This window comes from Paraliobacillus zengyii (assembly GCF_003268595.1).
In the GTDB taxonomy this organism is placed as follows: Bacteria; Bacillota; Bacilli; order Bacillales; family Amphibacillaceae; genus Paraliobacillus_A; species Paraliobacillus_A zengyii.
The window spans coordinates 1,152,009-1,172,290 of record NZ_CP029797.1; the positions used below are offsets into that span (position 1 = coordinate 1,152,009).

23 protein-coding genes are annotated in these 20,282 nt (G+C 36.5%); 15 read left to right on the plus strand and 8 right to left on the minus strand.

Going from position 1 to position 20,282, the window contains the following annotated elements:
- Nucleotides 1-272: 272 nt before the first annotated feature.
- Nucleotides 273-1,451 (plus strand): NAD(P)-dependent malic enzyme, encoded by a 1,179-nt coding sequence (locus DM447_RS05760; protein ID WP_112180309.1) that lies wholly within the window; start codon nucleotides 273-275, stop codon nucleotides 1,449-1,451.
- 14 nt (nucleotides 1,452-1,465) lie between these two features.
- Here DM447_RS05760 and DM447_RS05765 read toward each other — a convergent pair whose 3' ends face one another.
- Genes DM447_RS05765 through DM447_RS05780 form a run of 4 tightly spaced genes read right to left on the minus strand, consistent with a single transcriptional unit; the run spans nucleotide 1,466 to nucleotide 3,960 of the window.
- Nucleotides 1,466-2,119: a GyrI-like domain-containing protein gene (locus tag DM447_RS05765; RefSeq protein WP_112180310.1), complete on the minus strand. Its 654-nt coding sequence runs from the start codon at nucleotides 2,117-2,119 to the stop codon at nucleotides 1,466-1,468.
- A gap of 22 nt (nucleotides 2,120-2,141) precedes the next feature.
- Entirely contained in the window at nucleotides 2,142-3,047 is a 906-nt protein-coding gene (locus DM447_RS05770; RefSeq protein WP_112180311.1) for a helix-turn-helix transcriptional regulator, read from the minus strand.
- 21 nt (nucleotides 3,048-3,068) lie between these two features.
- Nucleotides 3,069-3,383 (minus strand): nucleoside triphosphate pyrophosphohydrolase family protein, encoded by a 315-nt coding sequence (locus DM447_RS05775; RefSeq protein ID WP_112180312.1) that lies wholly within the window; start codon nucleotides 3,381-3,383, stop codon nucleotides 3,069-3,071.
- The gene (locus DM447_RS05780) at nucleotides 3,373-3,960 is read right to left on the minus strand and encodes a DNA-3-methyladenine glycosylase I (RefSeq protein WP_112180313.1); all 588 of its coding nucleotides are present in this window, start codon (nucleotides 3,958-3,960) and stop codon (nucleotides 3,373-3,375) included. Before DM447_RS05780 ends, DM447_RS05775 begins: the two co-directional genes overlap by 11 nt.
- 503 nt (nucleotides 3,961-4,463) lie before the next feature.
- On the opposite strand from DM447_RS05780, the gene DM447_RS05785 reads away from it, so the two are divergent.
- The 3 genes from DM447_RS05785 to DM447_RS05795 all read left to right on the plus strand — a co-directional run bounded on the left by DM447_RS05785 (nucleotide 4,464) and on the right by DM447_RS05795 (nucleotide 6,478).
- Complete coding sequence (locus DM447_RS05785; RefSeq protein ID WP_112180314.1) at nucleotides 4,464-5,096, plus strand: DUF3990 domain-containing protein; 633 nt, start codon at nucleotides 4,464-4,466, stop codon at nucleotides 5,094-5,096.
- 36 nt (nucleotides 5,097-5,132) lie between these two features.
- Nucleotides 5,133-5,411: a hypothetical protein gene (locus tag DM447_RS05790; protein WP_112180315.1), complete on the plus strand. Its 279-nt coding sequence runs from the start codon at nucleotides 5,133-5,135 to the stop codon at nucleotides 5,409-5,411.
- Nucleotides 5,412-5,722: 311 nt separating this feature from the next.
- Nucleotides 5,723-6,478 carry an AAA family ATPase gene (locus DM447_RS05795; protein ID WP_112180316.1) on the plus strand — a complete coding sequence of 252 codons (756 nt, stop codon included), beginning with the start codon at nucleotides 5,723-5,725 and terminating at the stop codon, nucleotides 6,476-6,478.
- 49 nt (nucleotides 6,479-6,527) lie between these two features.
- Here DM447_RS05795 and DM447_RS05800 read toward each other — a convergent pair whose 3' ends face one another.
- Entirely contained in the window at nucleotides 6,528-6,659 is a 132-nt protein-coding gene (locus tag DM447_RS05800; protein ID WP_112180317.1) for a DUF4023 domain-containing protein, read from the minus strand.
- A gap of 309 nt (nucleotides 6,660-6,968) precedes the next feature.
- Here DM447_RS05800 and DM447_RS05805 point away from each other — a divergent pair, with 309 nt between their 5' ends.
- The 4 genes from DM447_RS05805 (at nucleotide 6,969) to DM447_RS05815 (ending at nucleotide 9,959) form a co-directional block, all read left to right on the plus strand.
- The gene (locus DM447_RS05805; protein WP_112180318.1) at nucleotides 6,969-8,336 is read left to right on the plus strand and encodes a hypothetical protein; all 1,368 of its coding nucleotides are present in this window, start codon (nucleotides 6,969-6,971) and stop codon (nucleotides 8,334-8,336) included.
- Nucleotides 8,337-8,725: 389 nt separating this feature from the next.
- Nucleotides 8,726-9,019 carry a hypothetical protein gene (locus DM447_RS05810; RefSeq protein WP_241964567.1) on the plus strand — a complete coding sequence of 98 codons (294 nt, stop codon included), beginning with the start codon at nucleotides 8,726-8,728 and terminating at the stop codon, nucleotides 9,017-9,019.
- A gap of 183 nt (nucleotides 9,020-9,202) precedes the next feature.
- A complete protein-coding gene (locus DM447_RS18435) occupies nucleotides 9,203-9,364 on the plus strand; it encodes a hypothetical protein (RefSeq protein WP_198663149.1) in 162 nt (53 codons plus the stop codon).
- A gap of 145 nt (nucleotides 9,365-9,509) precedes the next feature.
- Entirely contained in the window at nucleotides 9,510-9,959 is a 450-nt protein-coding gene (locus DM447_RS05815) for a VanZ family protein (protein ID WP_112180319.1), read from the plus strand.
- Nucleotides 9,960-10,146: 187 nt separating this feature from the next.
- Here the strand turns inward: DM447_RS05815 and DM447_RS05820 are convergent, their stop codons facing one another.
- Nucleotides 10,147-12,516: a polyprenyl synthetase family protein gene (locus tag DM447_RS05820; RefSeq protein WP_112180320.1), complete on the minus strand. Its 2,370-nt coding sequence runs from the start codon at nucleotides 12,514-12,516 to the stop codon at nucleotides 10,147-10,149.
- A 248-nt stretch (nucleotides 12,517-12,764) separates the two neighbouring features.
- Between DM447_RS05820 and DM447_RS05825 the strand changes: the two genes are divergently transcribed.
- The 7 genes from DM447_RS05825 to DM447_RS05855 all read left to right on the plus strand — a co-directional run bounded on the left by DM447_RS05825 (nucleotide 12,765) and on the right by DM447_RS05855 (nucleotide 17,884).
- Nucleotides 12,765-13,916: an AI-2E family transporter gene (locus DM447_RS05825; protein WP_112180321.1), complete on the plus strand. Its 1,152-nt coding sequence runs from the start codon at nucleotides 12,765-12,767 to the stop codon at nucleotides 13,914-13,916.
- Nucleotides 13,917-14,125: 209 nt separating this feature from the next.
- Nucleotides 14,126-14,323, plus strand: a complete 198-nt coding sequence (locus tag DM447_RS05830) for a helix-turn-helix domain-containing protein (RefSeq protein ID WP_112180322.1) — start codon at nucleotides 14,126-14,128, stop codon at nucleotides 14,321-14,323.
- A 119-nt stretch (nucleotides 14,324-14,442) separates the two neighbouring features.
- Nucleotides 14,443-15,078 carry a DnaD domain-containing protein gene (locus tag DM447_RS05835; RefSeq protein WP_162632577.1) on the plus strand — a complete coding sequence of 212 codons (636 nt, stop codon included), beginning with the start codon at nucleotides 14,443-14,445 and terminating at the stop codon, nucleotides 15,076-15,078.
- Complete coding sequence (locus DM447_RS05840) at nucleotides 15,075-15,398, plus strand: replicative helicase loader/inhibitor (protein WP_112180324.1); 324 nt, start codon at nucleotides 15,075-15,077, stop codon at nucleotides 15,396-15,398. The genes DM447_RS05835 and DM447_RS05840 overlap by 4 nt, the downstream gene beginning before the upstream one ends.
- The gene (gene dnaB, locus DM447_RS05845) at nucleotides 15,395-16,690 is read left to right on the plus strand and encodes a replicative DNA helicase (RefSeq protein ID WP_112180325.1); all 1,296 of its coding nucleotides are present in this window, start codon (nucleotides 15,395-15,397) and stop codon (nucleotides 16,688-16,690) included. The genes DM447_RS05840 and dnaB overlap by 4 nt, the downstream gene beginning before the upstream one ends.
- Nucleotides 16,691-16,738: 48 nt before the next feature.
- Nucleotides 16,739-17,197 (plus strand): thermonuclease family protein, encoded by a 459-nt coding sequence (locus DM447_RS05850; RefSeq protein ID WP_112180326.1) that lies wholly within the window; start codon nucleotides 16,739-16,741, stop codon nucleotides 17,195-17,197.
- A gap of 123 nt (nucleotides 17,198-17,320) precedes the next feature.
- Nucleotides 17,321-17,884: a hypothetical protein gene (locus DM447_RS05855; protein WP_112180327.1), complete on the plus strand. Its 564-nt coding sequence runs from the start codon at nucleotides 17,321-17,323 to the stop codon at nucleotides 17,882-17,884.
- Nucleotides 17,885-18,109: 225 nt separating this feature from the next.
- Here the strand turns inward: DM447_RS05855 and DM447_RS05860 are convergent, their stop codons facing one another.
- Nucleotides 18,110-19,327: an MFS transporter gene (locus DM447_RS05860; protein WP_112180328.1), complete on the minus strand. Its 1,218-nt coding sequence runs from the start codon at nucleotides 19,325-19,327 to the stop codon at nucleotides 18,110-18,112.
- 9 nt (nucleotides 19,328-19,336) lie between these two features.
- Nucleotides 19,337-20,281: a hypothetical protein gene (locus DM447_RS05865; RefSeq protein ID WP_112180329.1), complete on the minus strand. Its 945-nt coding sequence runs from the start codon at nucleotides 20,279-20,281 to the stop codon at nucleotides 19,337-19,339.
- Nucleotide 20,282 lies beyond the last annotated feature (1 nt).

Below are 20,282 nucleotides of genomic sequence, written 5' to 3' on the forward strand. Positions count from 1 at the left end.
GAAGACAATAGCAAACAATTAGTTATCTATTTACATGACTCAAACAGATGATGTTTGCTTCATTTTTTTTGTGAAAGTTGTTTTTGCATATTTTATCGCAATTATGGCACTTGTGTGACGTCTTTTATTATCCTCTAGTAGTAAAGTATCTTCTGTTGTATTGTTAGATAATAAAATAACTTGCTTTTTTTAGTTCTAAAAAGAATTTATATGTAGATATAGTATATATCTAGTAGCCATGTGAGCGATCGCAAATAAAGGTGGGGCAAAATATGAATAAACAAAATTTACGAGAAGAAGCAATCAAACTTCATCGTGACAACTTAGGTAAATTAGAAATTACAAGTAAAGTAAAAATAGATAATGAAAGTGATTTAAGTCTAGTATATACGCCTGGTGTTGGAGATGTTTGTAAGGCTATTGTTGATCGACCAGAAGAAGTTGATCAATTAACCGCTAGAGGAAATATGGTAGCGATTGTCACAGACGGCACTGCTGTTCTTGGACTTGGAGACATTGGTCCAAAAGCAGCAATCCCAGTTATGGAAGGGAAAAGTATTCTATTTAAAAAATTTGCCAATATCGATGCCGTTCCACTTAGCTTAGATACACAAAATGTAGATGAAATAGTAAACATTGTTAAAGCACTACAACCAAGTTTTAGCGGGATTAATTTAGAAGATATTTCAGCACCGCGATGCTTTGAAATAGAAGAACGCTTAATAAAAGAATTAGACATTCCAGTTTTTCATGATGATCAACATGGAACAGCTATCGTCGTTTTGGCAGCATTATATAATGGCTTAAGGGTTGTTAAGAAAGAAAATAAAGTGGATAAAGTAAAGGTCGTAATCAATGGTGCTGGTGCAGCAGGTATTTCAATTGCCAAGCTTCTAATACATTCTGGTTTTAAAGATATCACCTTAGTGAGTCTAGAAGGTGTTGTCTGTAAAGGGGGAAAGTGGCTAAACACTGCACAATCTAAAATTGCAGAAGACACGAATCTAACTGGTATCACGGGGACATTAGATGATGCAATTGTGGATGCAGATGTATTCATTGGTGTCTCAGCTCCAGGGGTTATGAAAGCAGCGCATGTTCAAGCAATGGAAAAAGATGCGATTGTACTAGCAATGGCGAACCCAATTCCGGAAATTTATCCAGAGGAAGCATTAGCAGCTGGGGCAGCAGTAGTCGGTACTGGTAGATCGGATTATCCAAATCAAGTAAATAATCTACTCGCATTTCCAGGAATCTTTCGAGGTGCACTAGATGCTAAAGCAAAAGATATTACGGTGAACATGAAAGTAGCAGCGGCAATAGCAATTGCTGAAGTTATTACCGCTGAAGAATTAAGTCCAACTTATATTATTCCGAATGCACTTGATGAACGAGTTGCTAGATTAGTAGCTACAGCCGTAAAGAAAACGGCTATTCAAGAGAAAGTATGATAAAAGAGCAATATCTAGATCACAGGATCACGCAAGATCGTGCGTAGCGTGTCTTGGGGTGTGTCACGAGTGAACGGGTCTATATGAATTTCGTGATGCGGTCCATTTTTACTTACTCCGTGATAATCAGCTACTGCTCCAAGTTGTTCGAGTGTTTCAAGTTCGTTGGCAAATGGTCCGTGGTGCATCACTTGAATCACCATTTGTTTTGGAAGCGTAAAAAGCTCAAGTGCTTCATTGTTGGTTTCAGCTGTACTCGCAGCAGAGCGACGTGCAAGTATGATGTCATTCATTGTAGTTTGATCGTTAATCTTAGCCATAATCCGATAACGTAAAGAGGAAATCGGATTAATACTGTAAAAATTCGCAATATCAGCTGTTGGTGCGTCTTTTGGGTACCAGTAGAGTATTTCGATGATAGGTAAAGTATCTGAAACATGTTCCGTATATGTTAGTGTACTTAACAGATCAGAAATAAACGATTTCTTGCGATAAAACGCAGGAGTTCCAGGTGCTCCTGATCCTAAGATTGAAATATAGTTGGTCTCTGGAGTCATCACGATTTCTGGGAAGTCAGAAGCATGAAAGTGATCTACGTCTGGAATGTTCTCCAAGGTAGTTTTTTTTGTGCTATTACTGTTTTCTTTACTTTGGTTATGTTCGTTCATTTATTAAACCCTCCCATATAAATTATTCAAGATTTTGCTTCATTTCATCAAGTTTTGCCATTAATCTTTCACGTAAAAAAGGAGGATGGACATCTTTAAGTAGTGTACCAAAGGATAAAAGATAACTATCTAACCATGTATCAACAGGGAAATTTACTGCAACGGTGTATGAGCCGTCTTCGTTATGCGTAATCATCTGTTCGTTAAACTCATCATAGACCCGATACGCGCCTTGTGCGGAAATTCGAAGCGTTATCGGTATGGCAGATTCCCCAATTTGATTTTCTGCATTTTTTATCGCTTCTGTTGTTGGTCTCAAGATGAATGTTTGCTCTGAAACAGACACTTGATCCATGCGACTTATCTTAAAAATACGATATTCCTTTCGCCACAAACAATATCCAGAAAGATACCACGCATTTTGTTTGAATAATAATTGAAGCGGCTCTACATCACGTATACTTTGCTCACCGTATGAATTAAAATAACGAAATTGAATGACAAACTGTTGGATAATCGCATCTCTTAATAGAATAAATAGCTGTTTCTTCTTTTCGCCACTTCCCCATGGAGAAAAGTCAACGTCAATCCATTTTGCTGTAGGCTTTTTAAACAGCCTAGCTACTTTCTTTAAGATAAGATCTGTATTTGGAAAATCCGTGACGGCTAACGTTTGCAGGCCAACTAATATGTCTTCTTGTTCATCACTCGTTAACATCGAAGCATTGAAGGAATACCCCTCTAAAAGTGAAATCCCACCGCCTCTTCCTTTATTCGCATAGATAGGGATTCCTGCACCACTTAACACATCCACATCTCGATAGATCGTTCGTGTTGAAACTTCAAACTGCTCGGCCAATTCCTTTGCAGTAACCACTTTTTTCTCCAATAAGATATAGATGATTTCAAAATGCCTACTAATGGTCATGTGAAATCCTCCTGCTTCGATTTATAAGAATTGTTCTTCTTTTTTCTTTAAAAATTTCTCCATTGCTTGTTCACTATCAATGCCCATTCGCTCTGCCAAAACCATCAGCCACCAAATGGACTCCGCGATCTTATGCTCTAAATCTGCTTCTGGATTAGTCCCAGTTGGCCATCTTTCCTGTTGCGCCATTGCTAATCTCCCAACAAGTGCCGCATCGGTAAGGAATGCAAGTGCATCTTCCTCTACGGACCATTCTGAGCCATGATGTTTTTCCTCAAGTTTGTGATACGCCTTTCTAATTTGTAACGAACGATTCGATGCATTGTTAAATTCCATTTTCTATTATCTTCCTTTCTTTGTTTAACGTGTGGTAAGGACAGCTTGTTACATGATCATCCACCATGCCAATAGCTTGCATAAAGGAGTACATCGTAACAGGACCAATAAATTTAAATCCTCTTTTCTTTAAGTCTTTACTAATCTGAATTGATAATGCTGTTTGTGCAGGGATTTGTCCTTCTATATCCCAATGATTGATCAGTGGCTTAAAATCGACATACTGCCATAAAAAGGTTGAAAAGCTTCCAAACTCCTTTTGTATGTTTAAGACCGCTTGTGCGTTACTTCTCACGGATTTGAGCTTAGCAGCATGTTTAATGACAGTATAGTGCTCTCGTACATGCGTCAAATCATTATCCGTCAGTGTCGAACAATAACTAATATCAAAGTTATTAAAAGCTTTTTGATAAGCTTCTCGCTTCGCTAGTACGATACTCCAAGATAAACCAGCCTGTGCACCTTCTAATGATAGCATTTCAAAAATATATTGGTCGGATGTGGTCGGCACACACCATTCTACGTCATGGTACATTTGCATAATTGGATTATTTCCAGGCCAGGAACATGTCCCCATTTCCATTACCTCCTTTTCAATCTATAACAACTATACCATTCTAAATAAGACAAGGGTCTGTCATATTAAAAAATTAAGAAAGCAGGTGACGGTTCTCTGCTTCCAACAGACTTAAATTGTTAATGCAATTATGAAGCATCAAAAAATTGTGATATCTTAAGCTTTCTAAATAGAAAATCTGATCATTATAAAGGAAAGTGGCATACGACAACCAATTCGATAAATTCGAATTCAATCATTAATCGAATCGGCAAATACGAATGAATTCTAATTCCATTCGAACCCATCCTAAAAAAGGATGGGGGGGCTTAGGTTTCTAATTGTGTACTCAATAACATACTACTTAGAATATAAATTGTTTTAGTCCAATTACCTATTTTATGAGTGATATTTTAAAATCCAATTAAGAATAAGTAGTGAAAACGTTGGTTAGTTAGTGTATAATTAACAATTATTTACTAATAGTTTGGATTCAGAAAATAGATGAATTTAGGTGCGAAGGAATGAATTTTAATTACCCAGTAAACGAAACTAAATTTCAAATACCAAGAAGGATAATTCATGGGACAACTACAAAAGGAATTTTAGATATTAATAAGCATGGAATAAGATCAAGAGGTTTTAATATATTTGGTAAGCAGAACCTAGCAATTTCTTTAGATTTTGGTGAAGGTTTTTATTGTTCATATGATAATCGTGTTTGCAGAAGACAAGTTCAAGCAAGAGCAAAGACAAAAGCTGACGGGTTCAAGTTGCCAAATATACGTCCAGTAGTAATCGAGATTCATGTAAACCCAAAGATAAATCAAGATACCTCGTTAAAGTGTGTTTATTTTGATGGCAATATTAATAAAGATGGAATAGAATGGGCTGAATTCATTGCATTCCATAGAGTTATGAAGGATAAGAAAAATTGTATAACTTCACCTTGTCATAATCATCCGGATATAATTATTGGACCAGTTGCCGATGGAAACGCAATAACAAGTTATGCTAATGATGTACATACTGGGATATTACCAATTAAGGATTTCTATAGCGAAGTTACCAAATCAAATTGGTTTCCGGATTATCGGCAAATTGTTTTTGGGGAAAAATCGATAAAATATCTAAAACCAGTTTTAAAGTTTAGGTGAAGGGTATATAATTAGCAAAAGGTGGTGTAAAAATTTATGGATAAACATTCAAAAGATGAAATACTTAAAATGTTGAAGTTAATTGAATCAAGCGCAGTAGAAATCTATAGGCAATTAGATTTTGAAAAAAATGAAAATGTAAACACTAAAGCTAAGTCATTGATAAAGAAGTATGAAAGTAATATTGAAATAATATTAAATAAACCACAAGGTGGAGCTTTAGCGCCCGAGGAAATTGCAGAAATGATAATAGCCCAAGATTACTATAAAAATGGAACTTACGAAGAAGCTCCTACGGCGGAACATGCATATTAAAAGAACCTATTTTAACTACTTTTAAAATAGGTTCTTTTAATACAATTAATGCAAAAACATTTTTATATCCCCAGTTAATAAACTACGAATACTATCACCATCAAAAAAACCAATTAACATCTCTTCTGTTAATTCTATATGCTGATTACTGTTAAATACACGTAGGATTAGATTTGTCTCATTTTACTTGTCCCGTTTAATTTAATTGAAAATTCATGTTAAACTGGATTTAAAATGAAGCTAAGGGTCTTAAATATGAAATGCCTTGTTGAATTTTTAGCTACTGACTTATTAAAAGGTGTTGAGATAAAATGAAGTTAAATCAGGATACGCAATATATTAGGGAGGTTTCTCTCAAAAAGGAATTAATTTCTTCCTATCAAGAATTCCCATTTAACATCCCAGTAATCGAGAACTTTAGTGAGTTAAAGCTCCATCCAAATGTTACGTATATAATTGGAGAAAACGGCATGGGGAAGTCTACGTTACTAGAGGGCATTGCAATTGCATTGGGTTTCAACCCAGAAGGTGGAACGCTAAACTTTAACTTTTCCAGTTATAATTCGCACTCGAATTTAGATCAATATCTCCGAATAGTTAAGGGAATTAATAAAGCAAAAGATCATTTTTTCTTTAGAGCTGAAACCTTTTATAATGTTGCAACTAATATAGAGGATTTAGATAATGAACCCTCCTCTGGTGCAAGTGTCATTGATTCCTTTGGAGGAAAGTCATTGCATGAACAATCCCATGGAGAGTCTTTTTTCGCAGCATTTACGGAACGGTTTCAGGGCAATGGTCTCTATATATTAGATGAACCAGAGGCGGCTTTATCCCCATTAAGACAATTGTCTATGTTATCTAGAATCAATGAGTTATGTAATCAAGGCTCTCAATTTGTTATCTCTACCCATTCTCCTATCATTATGGCGTATCCAAATGCTTTGATCATTCAATTGAATGAAGAAGGAATGACTGAAGTTAGTTTGGAAGATACATTTCATTATACTATTATGAAACAATTTTTTGAGGATAAAGATCGACTACTTCATCATTTGTTTCAATAATGGAGAAAAAAAGGGTGATTCGATGTTAAATCAAATCACCCTCTTACTTTTAGCTATTACTATCGTTGTGCTTCTTACTAGGTAGTTTATTGCTTGGACGACCATTGCCTTGCCGCTTCTTATTTTGTTCTGCTTTCTTTTTGTTTCTATTAAATTCTTCTACAAATTCATGTGTATCCAAAGAAACACCTCCTTCTCGACTCTAGTTTAAGTTAACCTTCCCTAACGATATTCATACATTCTCCCAGATGGAATTCGGAGGTTTAGCGTATCATTTTGATGGATGAAAACCAGTTCCAGCGTATCCTTACATATCATGGAATGTTCCTCCCGTTTAAATTCTAGTATAAAAGTAAATAAAAACCCCAATTTAAGGGTTATTTAGATTAAAATGAGGAGCTTTCCTACTGCGACAGTAAACCTATGCCCATGTCCCACTGGTTGTGGTAAACTGAAAAAAACAGCTTTTTTTTGGAAGGGGTATGACAGGATGAACCTACATAAAAAGGTCTCGACGCTTTCGAAAGAGGACTTGGTTGAATTAGTTATGGATTTAGTCAAGGGTGATGAAAATGTGAAGCAAAAAGTGGAATATAAGCTACTCACCCCTAATGATGAAGTGAAGGCTAGTAAACAATTAATTCGAAAGTATATTAATGCGTATAAAAGGCAGGGGTTCATCTCTCGGGGGAATGTATATGCTGCACTAAAAGGAGCCGAGCTTGTGCTTCAAAAAGGTAGGGAGAAGCTTGTCAGTGGAGAAGAAGAGACAGCTGTCCACTTGGGAATTGCCATACTTTCAATAGTTGTTGAAATGCTTCAATTTGCGGATGATTCCAATGGAGAAATTGGTTATATAATTAATGAAAGTACCACTCTTATTAGGGATGGCTCTTCTTTGGTGCTTCTATCTAGCGATCATCACAAACAGGATAGTATCTTTCAGCTAATTTTGAAGGAAGCAATGCATAAGCGCTATGATGACTGGAGTGATTTCCGTCATGAGCTGTTAGATGTGTGTACGGTTTATTCTGCCAGGTCCTCTGCTAGACAAATGCTGGAGAAAACGTTGGATAAGCTTTTAACACAAGCTTCAACGATCTCTTCTTGGTCGTCGAGTTATGATCAAACAATACTGAAAGAGCTTCAGTTTAAAATTCTGGAACGTAATGGGGAATTGGAAGAGGCGAATCAGTTTATCAATCAAAATTTGGAATTTGAAAACTTTAGGGAAATGGCCATTGAGAAAGCAATCGAAAATGCGGATTTTTCATTTGCTGTAAAACTTTGTGAAGATGGAGAAAACAACGATATTAAATATCTTGGCCTCGTGAAAAAATGGAAGCAATATCGTTTACAAGTCTATGAAGCACAAGATGAGGTTGAAAAACAAAAGGAGATTCTCCTGGAGTTTGTTTATGATAATGAATACGATGCATATGGTAGGTTGAAAGATTTATATCCTGCTGAGAAATGGAAAACTGTAGTAGAAGAGATATTCGAGGTGTTGGAGAACAAATCGGACCATCTACCATATGTCTATGAATACATGGCAAAAGCAGAGAACCGAGGAGATAAGCTGCTTAAATACTGTAAGGAATCACCAATGACAATTACAGAACTCTATCCGTATTTAACGGATGATTATCCGGATGAACTTAATCAACTATTCACAGAATATATTAGGCGCGAAGCAGAGCGAGCAACAGACAGAAAAATGTATCGAAACGTTTGTAGGAAATTGAAAATATACCAAAAAGCTTGCGGAGAGTCAATATTCCAAGAAATGGTCAACGAACTAAAGCAAACCTATCAACGCAAACCCGCATTTGTCAACGAACTAGACAAAATCAAATAGGGACAGACTCGCCCCATCGAAAACATTTGTTGTTCCCACAAGACAAAGAATGCTTCAAAGAGTTCGCATCGCACGAAGAAAATCGATTTATATTTTCGATGAGTGTCAACCATTTGCTACCTTTTCTAGATAGTGTATCTTTGTTTTATAGAGGTGATAAAATCACTTTTCGCCTGAGTGCCTGTCACCACCTGTAAGTTTGTTGGATATTGAAATATTAAAGTAATTATATTCATATATAAGTAAGTAAATCTTTTTCAATGGGTGGTTGCTTTATTAAAAGGTTTTTTTATTATTTTGGTTCGACAGTTGTTATTGGATTTATTATTTATTTGGCAAGTAAATTTCAGGTTTTCTTTGTAAAGGAATCCCTTATCAGATATAGTTTAATGCCTGTTGTAATATATGCAACTATATTTCCTGTTGTTATTGGACTCTTACTAAGATTACCAAAGTTGATAATTGAAATTAAACAGAATAAACAATGGACATTTGATTGGATAAAGTTTATTGCGATTGGATTACCATCTTTTTATATAATAGCAATGTCTTTTTTACCATTTGCTGATTTAGAAGCAGTATCGATTAAAGTACCAGAGATGAACATGCTTGATAGTCCAACATTTCAAATAATCGCTGGCGTTGTTTTTGGATATATTTTATTGGATAGTTTAAAGAAATAAAGTTCTTGAAGTAACGGGTGTCACTTTAGTTGAAGAAGGCTTCGTCTACACAAGTAAATCCTAGTTCTTAGAAGTGATTTGAAATCCTGCGAATAAGCGAGCATATCGAATCTAACTGAGGGAGTTTAAGAAGAATATTAAATTTATATGATAAAATCTTAATGGCAGGAAAGGGTGATTGAAATGGAACAACTTGTATTTTTTAACTTTTTATATATTCTTCTTTATGTTGGTATTTTAGGCTTTGGGATATATTTTGTAGTTACTTTACTAAAAAGATCAAAAGAAAGAAATGAATATTTAAAAGAAATTCGTAATGAAATCAAGGAAATTAGAAAGAAATAGATTTTTTGCTAATAGGTGCGTTTCTTCAAGAGGTGCCTGGAAACTGACACTTTTTTATTCAAAAAGGAAGCAGAGAATCATCCCCTGCTTACTATGTCTATGATCCGTCGGCTGTGGTTACACTTAACTTAAAAGGATGAGGACAATGGAATTTTATTATGATGTAATGTTTGGTATGGATAAGCAGATGCATCTTTTTAGTTATGGGATTATTTCACTATTGGTTGGGATAGTTGTTGTGGCCATGTCGCATAATCAAACTGTTAAACAAAGAATAAGTGTTGCTTGGGTTTTTTTAGTGACGGTTGGCACAGTGGAAGAGTATCGTCAATATATGCTACCAAATAGGAGTGCCGAATTTCTAGATGCTATTGCAAATTTGTTAGGTATTACAGTAGGATTATCAGTACCATTGCTTGTATTATATATGATTAAATACCGTAATCGTTTTGTTTTTAAGTTATTTGCTGTTTACAGCATTATACTGGTCCCTTTGTTTCTTGGCTTAATCTATTTTAATCAACGGCCATTTGTTATTCTCCAAGAACCAACACGAGAAAATTTGCAAAACCTTCTCGCGATTGTTGGATTATAGAGTGGAAGCATGGGACGATTTTAGGGAAAATCGTAATTCAATACCATTTACAAGTTTGATATTGAGTCCTGCTGCATGATGACGAGCATTTTTAGAGAAGTCCGCCATCAACACCATGTTTTCATAGATTGGAATGGACTTTTGCGATAGTATCGTATGACAGATTTTCGTTTAACTAAGCTAACCGTTAATGGTCTCGATTTACTATATAATGCAAAAAGTGTTTCAAAAAAGGACTTTTAGGACTGATTTCTTCTAATAACTCGAGAGCAATGCAGTAATGATCCCACATCTCCTTCTTGGCACCTTCTACGCTGAGGACTGAAACATACGTGGATTTATCATGATCCGCATCATTCCCAATTGGTTTTCCAGTTACAGACTGATCGCCCTCTACATCTAGCAAATCATCTTTTATCTGAAATGCTATACCAGCATGATAAGCAAACTTTTTCCATGCAGCTATTTCAACATCACTTGCTTTAGCTAGAATAGAAGGGATGACGAGGGATGCTTCAAACCCAATGCCTGTTTTGTAAAAGCACATCTGATTCAATTCTTTTAAACGCAATTGCTTGCCTTTAGCATCCAAGTCCAATGCTTGCCCCTTACACATATCCGCTGTTACTTTTGCTGTATATTGAATCAATTGAAGTACTAGATGTGAGTCAAATTGATCTAAGCGTGTTTGCTCTTCAATTGCCTTTTGCGTTAAAAAGAGTCCCGTCAATTCAGCGATTGCAACGTTGTGTACTTCATGAAGAGTTGGATTACCTCTTCGGAACGTAGCATTATCTTGCGATGGCAAATCATCAAAAATTAGTGACGCCGTATGCATATATTCTAGTGATTTCAGTAAAGGAACGATGGCAGACTCTGCTAAACCAAATTCTTTTACACCCATTACCCATGTCATGATTGGCCTTAACCTTTTCCCATCACCTTCTAAACTATAATTTGCTCCCTCAACAATACTGTCAAAAGGTAATGCACTACTTTTAGCAATAGGTAAATACTTGTTTATTTGTCCACGCACATGTTTGAACGTATCTAGAAACGCTTCCTGTTCCTTCGATTGCTTTTTAAAACTTAGAATAATATCATCTCGAAGTAATTTATCGAAAAAATCCACATCATCCGCTTTTTTGACCATCTGTTGAATAAGGTTGTTAAATTCAGGTTGTTCAAAAAAGAACAATTGGATCACTTCGTTGTATGCTTTACTACCCATTCTACTTTTATAGCGTTTTAAACCATTAATTGCCCGGTCTAAAATGACTTCACAAGTCTTTAGATCGGAGTGATATACATCGTGGATTAAATGAGCGATTACCGCCCAATATAGCTCAAACGGGTTAATCAGATCCGGTCGACTCTCATGATGGGTCAAATAATACGTGTAAGGTGTTACCGCTCCTTCATCTAAATCATCAAACATATCAGTAAAGTCATCTGCTAACTGATTGTATATCCCATAATAAAACGTGCGTTGGTCGAATCCTTCATCTTGTTCTGCACTTATAACCGAACGAACGATTAATCTAGAAGAAGCTGACTTTAAGATGACTGGTATAAAAAGCTCTTCATTCGTGTAATTTGGATTAGATAAATCTTTATCACGATCTACTTCTTGTGCTTGGAAGAAAACGTAAGCTTGTTCAAAAAACGCATCAATCGTCTCTGGGTCTTGATGCGCTTTAATATATTCAAAGGCTTCTTTTAATTCTGAATGAATAAATGAAATGAGTTCTTTATTCTTTCCTGTCCAATTGCTCAACTCTGGTACATTTCTTGTGATTAATGACGTACGTATTAAATCAGAATATCGCTTTTCTTCTTGTAAGGTAAGGACATTGGCATCCAAAAGATCATCAATAAATGGATACGTGAGACCATACGAATATCCTAATCGAATTGCCTCATCCAATTTTTTCGAGCGGACTTCTTCTGTTATAGAATCATTCATTTCTTCATATGCGTGCATAACGACTCCAGCAATCGTTTTAATCAATTTACGTTGTGCATGTTCTGCATCCATCCCGCTAGGAATATGATCAGCTACTCGCTTTAGTTTGTTGATCACCCAAATCGTAGCTGACTCTAATCCTTCTTTTTGAGCCCAACGGTACAAGCCTACCTGATTAAGACTCTCCTTCTTGTTGTTTCCAAGTTCTGTTAGCATATGGTCTTTTATATTCTTCACAGCACGCTCAATACTTAACTGTGTAGCTGTCTCATCGAGTGCCTTTCCTAAATCTCTCATATAGATATAGGCAATACTTCGTTCGAGGTAATGATCAAGCTTACCTGTTTTATTCAACCATTGCATATACGCATGATAACCTAGTCTTTCCGCTTTTTTTTGTCCAAAAGAAAATGGGGCGCGTAATAAATGATGCCGAATATGATTTTGTTTCCAAAGATGAAAGTCTTCAGTAAGAGTAGGGACATACGTCTTCTGCATCACTTGATTAGATAACGCTTCAAAGTACAGTGTAGCCTTCTCTTCAGCGATTCGGTAGTATGACTCTGTATGTGTGGCTATCGGTTGATTCATTATACATAACCTCGATTTATGATGTGGATTTATTTTTGTAATACAAAATACGAAATAACCTATGTATTTGTTTCAAGTTATTCTCTATTGCTATCAATTATTCTAACATTATATGTGTCTGAATAGTATACCTCGTTTCGCCCCACGGGTGGGGAAGCGACAAAAGTCCCCTGCTACCATGTTTCTTTATTCAACACTATGGGTACATTAAAAGAAAAGGTATATTATTTTTTAAGGAGGCGTATTAAATGGAGGAACAAAATAGATTTTTAAGATTAATTGGTGGAAAGAATATTTTTTACATATTAGCTTTTTTCATTTTGGTTGGTATTACCATATATATTTATACTGAAGTTTCTTTTATCTTTTATCCACTTGAAGTCATTTTATCTACCATAGCAACACCAGTAATTTTAGCATTTATTGCTTACTATTTATTAAATCCAATTGTAGATTTACTTGAGAAATTGAAGATTAAAAGAATTTGGGGAGTTATCATTCTTATTCTCGGTATAAGTGGTGCCTTAACTGGAATTATCTTGTTAACTGCTCCAGCTATCGAAGCACAGATAAAAGATTTAGTTCAATCTTTTCCAAACTACTTAAAACAGCTTGGAGATAGCACGACAAATTGGGTACAGAATTCCTTTTTAGGTCCTTATTATGATAATGGTTATAACTGGGTAATGGAGAGATTAGGCGAATTACCACAATTAATTGGAAGTTATATTTCTAATGGTTTTCAAGGGATACAGAGTATTGCTAGTACGATTACAAGTACAATTGTATCTATTATAACCTTTCCATTTATTTTGTTTTTCTTATTAAAGGATGGTAAAAGATTTCAACATTATACTGTTAGATTATTTCCACCGAAATTTAGAGAGGATACCAAGCAAATCTTAACTAATATCGATACGCAAGTTGGTTCTTATATCCAAGGCCAGATTATTGTCGCATCCGTAATTGGTATTCTATTATTTATTGGTTACCTAATCATAGGACTCGATTATGCATTCATATTGGCTATTGTCGCAGCAGTGACAAGTGTTGTTCCTTATTTAGGACCGACTATTGCCATTATTCCAGCTGCCATTATTGCAATCGTTACCTCGCCATTTATGTTGCTAAAGCTAGCAATTGTATGGATTGCAGTGCAATTTTTAGAAGGGAATTTTGTCTCTCCAAACATCATGGGGAGAACGATGAAAATTCATCCATTAACCATTATTCTTGTATTATTGATTGCAGGTAATTTATTTGGGGTTATCGGTGTCATTCTTGGTATTCCAGGCTATGCGATCGTAAAAGTAATTGGTTCCTATATTTTCTATAAGTTTAAGAAACGATATAACAAGTATTATGGAGAAGACCGCGGATATTATGAAATGGAAGAATAGTTGATAGCAAAATTTGAAAAATATACCGCAGTTTCAGTGTCAGGTACCACGTTCGGACATATGTCCAGACGAGGTACCTGGCACTTTTTTATTGATCTCTCCATTTACTAGACTGAAATTCTCCCAACCTATTTGATCGGACGTAGACACCTAACATCTGCTTGCTAACGATTATACATATGAAAGACAAAATAGAGGAGGATGAAACAATGGAAACTTGTACGATTACGGTGAAAGAAGTAGCAAAGTATTTAGGGGTGCATACGGATACGATTTATGATTTGGTTAGCGAGGGGAGCTTGCCACATATTCGGTTTGGGCGGAAAATTCTTTTTTCAAAAGAAGCGATTGATGGTTGGGTTCGTGAAAAAGCGCGTGCGTCTGTAGTAAGAAAGGGCGTGGAATGAAGATGAACTATATTAAGGAACTAAATGCGTTTAAAGAATGGATGTCATTTCATGAAATTCCGCCTAATGTGGTGCTATTATGGCACACGCTGATGGTGCTGAATAATAATGCTAGATGGATGGCGACGTTTAATGCCCCAAATTCAATCATCAGAAATTTGTCAGGGTTATCGAGCCAAAGAATATCTGAATCGAGAAAAGTACTGATGGAAAATGAATTGATTCGTTTTGAACCAGGTGTGAAAGGCAAAGCGGCATCGTATCAAATGAAATCATTGGTTGCCTATTTTGAAAACTTATCACCAGCTTCACGCGGACAATTCGAAGTACAACACGAGGAACCAAACCCGGTGCCATTCGGTAACGAAACACGGGACATACATAAAGAAAAAGAAATAGATAAAAAAAACAGAGAAGAAGGAAGAGGAAAGGAACAAAATGCTTATACAGTCTATGAACAAAACTTCGGCATTATCAAACCAATTGTGCGCGAATCGTTTCTTGCCTGGTGTGATGACTTAGGCGATGCAATTGTGATCGAGGCGATCAAGCTTGCCGCACAAAAAGGTGGCAGAACCTACAGTTATCTCGAAGCAATTTTGAAAGAATGGGCACAAGCGGGCGTAACGACCTTGGAGCAAGCGACAAACTATCAACTACAGAAAAAGGGATCTAGATCGACCCAGTTTTTTGTCACAAATAAAAGTAAAAATCGGGCAGTGTTAGAAGAAATTCGTAGGGGGATGCAGTCATGAATGCGAATCAAGCATTTGACGTTATAGATACGATTGCAGAGCTATATCCGAAGTTTGTGATCACGAAAAGAAAAGTAGAAATTCTGTTGCCACAGCTAAAGCAGATGGACTACAACAATGTGCTAGAAAAGCTGTCTGCCTATGCAGCGGCGTACCCGTATCCACCGACCCTTGCAGAAATCGCTGCCTATCCACCAGCACCCAATATCTATCTAGAGCAGATGCAGCAGTGGAAAAAAGAAGCAGCCCAAGTCCCTGAAGAAACGAAGCTTAAGTTTAAAGAGCTACTCGACACACTTTTCAAGGGGATGAGTCAATGAATCTTGTAAACTACGAAGCGGAAGAATCGGTATTAGGTTCCATCTTGTTGGAAGGCACGTTGTTTAGCAATTTAACGGTCACCGAAGAACAGTTTGCATCCAAGAAACACAAGCTTATTTTTCGGGCGATGCAACAAGCTGCACAAAAGCAGCAAACCATTGATTTGGTTACAGTGACTACGAATCTAAAGGGAAACATAAAGCAAGTTGGTGGTACGACTTATCTGTTAAAACTTGCCGAGTCAGTTCCTAGCACAGAAAGTCTCGTTCACTACGAGCGACTGCTTTTCGAAGCATATCGTCATCGTAAATCGCGTGAATTAGTAATCAAGTATGCGACCAAACCAAGCGACGCAGGATTAAAGAAACTGATTGCGTCCTTGCAGACATATCAGGAGGTCGGCATGGAGAAGCAAGAAACGGATAACGCGGATTGCCTCAAAGAAATCTCAAACATGATCTTCACGGGAGAAGGCGCATCTGCTAGCTTGCCAACGTCCTATACCGATTTCGACAACATGACCGGTGGCCTGCAGCCAGGTGAATTAATAATCATTGCTGCTCGTCCATCCGTTGGAAAAACAGCGTTTGCCTTAAATATAGCAGCAGGACATTGCCGCAATCAGGGAATGAGTTCTTTTTTTAGCTTAGAAATGGGAAAAAAGCAACTGCTCCAGCGACTAATATCAGCTGAAGCAACTATCTATAATCAAAAGTGGCGTAGCTTAATGTTCAGTGAACAGGACTATGCTACCGCAATCCATGCCGTTGGTGAGATCTCCAACTGGAAGCTTTCGATTCAGGAACATAACCGAACGATCAGTGATATTCGCGCATCTCTAAGAAAAACCGCTCATGATTATCCAGATGGAAAGCATCTAGCCATTATTGACTATTTGCAACTAATCACACCAAACACCCAGAGGCAACGTCGTGATTTAGAAATTGGAGAAATAACCAGGGAGTTAAAACTACTAGCGTTGGAGTTGAATATTCCAATCGTGCTCCTGTCACAGTTATCCAGAAGTGTCGAACAACGTCCAGATAAACGACCGATTATGTCTGACCTAAGAGAATCGGGCAACATTGAGCAAGATGCAGATGTTATTGCCTTTCTTTATCGGGATGATTATTACGATCGGGAGGCAGAAAACAAAAACAGCTTAGAAGTTATTCTGGCAAAACAACGAAATGGTCCAACTGGAATTGTGGAGTTGGCCTTTTTTAAGGAATTTGGACGATTTCAAAATTTGATAAATAACGGAATGAGCGACAAATATCAAGAAGCATAGAAGGCTGATGCTAGCCGTTGCTTCGTAAATGAGGGAGGGGAATCAGAGATGGAAACGAACGAGAAGGATTCACCACAGATAGCGGTTGAACCGGAACCATTAGATACGGCATTGGTAAAACGAGTCATTGATGCGGACACAATCGAAGTTTATCTAAACGGCAATAGTTTTGATGTGCGCTTATTGTTAATTGATGCACCTGAAACAGTCCACCCGGATATCCCAGACGAACCCATTGGTGCAGAAGCAGTTGCAAGGGCAATACAGATACTAATAGAAAAACAGGTACAGTTGGAATATGATGGTCCGAGGTATGACAATTATGGTAGATTGCTAGCTTATCTATGGGTGGATGGTGTGATGCTAAATGAGTTGTTGTTGGAAGAAGGATTAGCCCATGTAGCCTATGTCTATCATCCGCCATATAAACATTATCAGCGGTTTGTGAATGCTCAGATGAGGGCAAAGGATGGCCGGAAGGGGATATGGGAGAGAGGCAGTCAATAGTGGTGACTTGTTTAATAGGTTTCACACTTCAAAATAAAAGTTACGGTTTAAAGCCTTATGTGATATAATCCACATAAAAACCGATAGTGAAAATTAAAAGAGCTATAATGGAGGTAGGTCTATATGTCCAAGTTAGGTGAATTAATGCCAGTTGAAGCGGTATCTAGATTGAAATTGCCAGAAGAATTAATTTCTTATTTTACTAAAAGTTCAAGGATTCAAAACTACTTATATCGAGATGCCTTAGAAGATGTAGAGGAGATATTTGCGCTATATTCTTCGCTATATGAAATTGACAATGCCCAGTTTTCATACTTATCTATTCAAGCACTAGAACGAGCAACTAGCTTAAGTAGTTTTTATCCTTACATAAAAACCATCATGGAAAGTTCCCTCGAAAAAAGTAAACGGAAAGAGGACTTCATTTTCATAAAAAAAGATAAATTTGAACGTTTAAGGGAAGGTGCAATAAAAGAACTTATATCATTAGTTGATCTAATGTATGTTGGTAAAGAAGTGGATATCCGTAAAGTCGATGTACTATTCGGACAAGCACTGTTTTCACTAAATATTGATAATGATCCATACATTGAAGAGCTACTTTCATCAGCAACAAAGGTAATGAATGACTATATGAATAGCGACAAAAGTGATGGGATTAGTAAAGAAGTTAAGATTGTTAATTAGTGTTGAAGGTGTAACGCTTTGGGCGGATTTGTTATGATTGATTTTATTAGAACTCGATAAAGATATATAATCAAAATTCCGTTAAACAAGATTATTCGGGAAGTGCCAGGCACCTAAAGCTAAGAAAATTGTTTCCGCCTCTCCGGTTAAATTACGAACAGTGCCAGACACTGTTCGTAAAAAACGTTAAACAAGATTATTCGGTAAGTCGCACCTTTATTATTTTCAGCTGTTCTCCCTTACGCTCTCGCCCCTGCTCATATTTGGTAAGATCATGAAGGATAATATAGCCAATCCAATCATATAAATTCCAATTATATATCCAACTGTGATTACACTAGTGTTGGTGATCAACAGACCGATGATAAAGTATCCTGGCAGACTTGCTCCTTTCATTAATAACGTGTAAAAGCTGGACACTCTTGCGTAATAGTGCTGTGCTGTGACTTCCTGCAAATAGGTATTGAGAAAGGTGAGGAAAATGCCTTGCGCTATACCGCCGATCATTAATAAGAATAATAAAATGACTAGTGGGAGCTTTAAAGCATACCCCAATATAGCTAAGCCGAATAAGAGACTTGGCAAGTAAAAACCAATTTTCTTATTGAACGTCTGATAGAGCTTTGGCGCTATAAAGGCCCCCGTGATAATCCCTCCGAGAGAAAAAGTTGTAATGATGTAAAGATTTTCAGTTCCCATTCCCAACTCATTCTGTAGATACGAGATAAGAAAAATATCAATAGATGAACCAATTAGCCATGCTAGGCCGAATAGGATAAATAATTTCTTCATTGTTTTCCTTTTATTAATAAAGACGAGACCTTCTTTTGCCATTTGAAGCGCTTTTGAACCCGTATCTTCTGCATTTCTAACAAAGGGTCGTATAAACTGCGTGAGGAGAATAGATAGGGCAAACGTCAATACCACAACAAACAGCATGGTGTTTAAAGGAACTCCTACCTTAAGTAGGAATGCGCCTAAGGAGTAAGAAAGTAATTTTCCAGTCATCATCGCAACTTGTAATTGTCCATTTGCCTGAGGTCTGTGTTCTTCTGGTACTACCCATCGTAATAGAGATTGACTGGCCGGTAGGAAGAACATATCGTTAATGGTAATTAAAAATAAGAGTAGATAGATAAACACTGGTGAAGAAACAAAGAAGTAATCAATTGCAACAAATGCTCCAATCAGAATTATTCTTATCACATCAGTTACGATCATTGTCTTTTGCAAATTACTCTTTTCTACATATGCACCAGCAGGGATGGCAAACAAAAACGCTGGTATTCCTGCTGATAAATAGTAGATAGAAATACCAACACTCCCTGTTCCAAGCAATTCCAACATTTTAAGTAAAAGAAGAAAAAGCATGCCATCTCCAATTAATGCGATAAATCGTGCAAAAAACAGTAGTAAAAAGCGTTTGTTTTTCCAAATTTTCATTGTTGCACCTCAAATAGTTTCTGTTTGATAAACGTTTCCTGTCCTTAAATCAATTCCTAATCCGGTTTCCTCCTCAACCCATTGCACTTGAGGAGAAGGTACTACACTATTTATAAATAATGCTTGCCATTGTTCAACATAATTATGATGTCTATACCAAAAACGCCATAATTCTGGTCTTTCTAGAATAGACTTTCTAAAAAGTGAATAGCTATCCTCAACACCTAATTCAATATTACGCTTGTTTACAGAAAAAGGCTTGTAGGCAATTAATCTGTTATATCCCTCTTTTGGTTGATCAGCCACAATAATACATAAATCCTTTTTGAGTAAAGATACCAGTCTATAGATTCCACTTCTCATTTTTACTCTAGATGTAATATGCTTACAAGACATTGGATTAGAATCTTCTCCTGAACCAGTATTACCATCTAAGTACAAAAGAATATTCCCCCTTTGCTTAAGTGTTCGCAATAATTTTAAACCACTTCCATACTCTTCAGAGATAATATAATTCACATCTGCTTTAGTTCTAAGTTTTTTCCATTTCACAAGACCATTTTCACTTTCGAAAGAGTCTCTATCTACCACTATATCTAAAGAAGAGACATTACTTTGAACATAATTGTTGAGATATAATGGAACATACCGATAGGCGCCATAGTGAAAAGTTCCAAAAACGCCTTTGTTCTTTATACACTCTATAATGTTTTCTTCACCAATTACTTCATCAAATCCTTCAAACAAATCAGGATCTAATCGATATTGGTTCTGCTCTAGGTTATTTAATCGATATTTGGTCCAAATATCCTCTATGTTATTTATACTATAACCAAGTGGTAACAGTTCTTTTGCTATATTCACAAGTGCCATAAAGTCATGATGGAGGAGACCTTGTTTCTTTTCATGTTTTAGCATTTCTGAGATCTCTTGCATTAGTGAGTCATAATTCATA

Bases quoted from the DNA above. Each gene is read 5' to 3' on its own strand.
- DM447_RS05760 (WP_112180309.1), top strand. From the start codon at position 273: ATGAATAAACAAAATTTACGAGAAGAAGCAATCAAACTTCATCGTGAC.
- DM447_RS05765 (WP_112180310.1), bottom strand. From the start codon at position 2,119: ATGAACGAACATAACCAAAGTAAAGAAAACAGTAATAGCACAAAAAAA.
- DM447_RS05770 (WP_112180311.1), bottom strand. From the start codon at position 3,047: ATGACCATTAGTAGGCATTTTGAAATCATCTATATCTTATTGGAGAAA.
- DM447_RS05775 (WP_112180312.1), bottom strand. From the start codon at position 3,383: ATGGAATTTAACAATGCATCGAATCGTTCGTTACAAATTAGAAAGGCG.
- DM447_RS05780 (WP_112180313.1), bottom strand. From the start codon at position 3,960: ATGGGGACATGTTCCTGGCCTGGAAATAATCCAATTATGCAAATGTAC.
- DM447_RS05785 (WP_112180314.1), top strand. From the start codon at position 4,464: ATGAATTTTAATTACCCAGTAAACGAAACTAAATTTCAAATACCAAGA.
- DM447_RS05790 (WP_112180315.1), top strand. From the start codon at position 5,133: ATGGATAAACATTCAAAAGATGAAATACTTAAAATGTTGAAGTTAATT.
- DM447_RS05795 (WP_112180316.1), top strand. From the start codon at position 5,723: ATGAAGTTAAATCAGGATACGCAATATATTAGGGAGGTTTCTCTCAAA.
- DM447_RS05805 (WP_112180318.1), top strand. From the start codon at position 6,969: ATGAACCTACATAAAAAGGTCTCGACGCTTTCGAAAGAGGACTTGGTT.
- DM447_RS05810 (WP_241964567.1), top strand. From the start codon at position 8,726: ATGCCTGTTGTAATATATGCAACTATATTTCCTGTTGTTATTGGACTC.
- DM447_RS18435 (WP_198663149.1), top strand. From the start codon at position 9,203: ATGGAACAACTTGTATTTTTTAACTTTTTATATATTCTTCTTTATGTT.
- DM447_RS05815 (WP_112180319.1), top strand. From the start codon at position 9,510: ATGGAATTTTATTATGATGTAATGTTTGGTATGGATAAGCAGATGCAT.
- DM447_RS05820 (WP_112180320.1), bottom strand. From the start codon at position 12,516: ATGAATCAACCGATAGCCACACATACAGAGTCATACTACCGAATCGCT.
- DM447_RS05825 (WP_112180321.1), top strand. From the start codon at position 12,765: ATGGAGGAACAAAATAGATTTTTAAGATTAATTGGTGGAAAGAATATT.
- DM447_RS05830 (WP_112180322.1), top strand. From the start codon at position 14,126: ATGGAAACTTGTACGATTACGGTGAAAGAAGTAGCAAAGTATTTAGGG.
- DM447_RS05835 (WP_162632577.1), top strand. From the start codon at position 14,443: ATGGCGACGTTTAATGCCCCAAATTCAATCATCAGAAATTTGTCAGGG.
- DM447_RS05840 (WP_112180324.1), top strand. From the start codon at position 15,075: ATGAATGCGAATCAAGCATTTGACGTTATAGATACGATTGCAGAGCTA.
- dnaB (WP_112180325.1), top strand. From the start codon at position 15,395: ATGAATCTTGTAAACTACGAAGCGGAAGAATCGGTATTAGGTTCCATC.
- DM447_RS05850 (WP_112180326.1), top strand. From the start codon at position 16,739: ATGGAAACGAACGAGAAGGATTCACCACAGATAGCGGTTGAACCGGAA.
- DM447_RS05855 (WP_112180327.1), top strand. From the start codon at position 17,321: ATGTCCAAGTTAGGTGAATTAATGCCAGTTGAAGCGGTATCTAGATTG.
- DM447_RS05860 (WP_112180328.1), bottom strand. From the start codon at position 19,327: ATGAAAATTTGGAAAAACAAACGCTTTTTACTACTGTTTTTTGCACGA.
- DM447_RS05865 (WP_112180329.1), bottom strand. From the start codon at position 20,281: ATGAATTATGACTCACTAATGCAAGAGATCTCAGAAATGCTAAAACAT.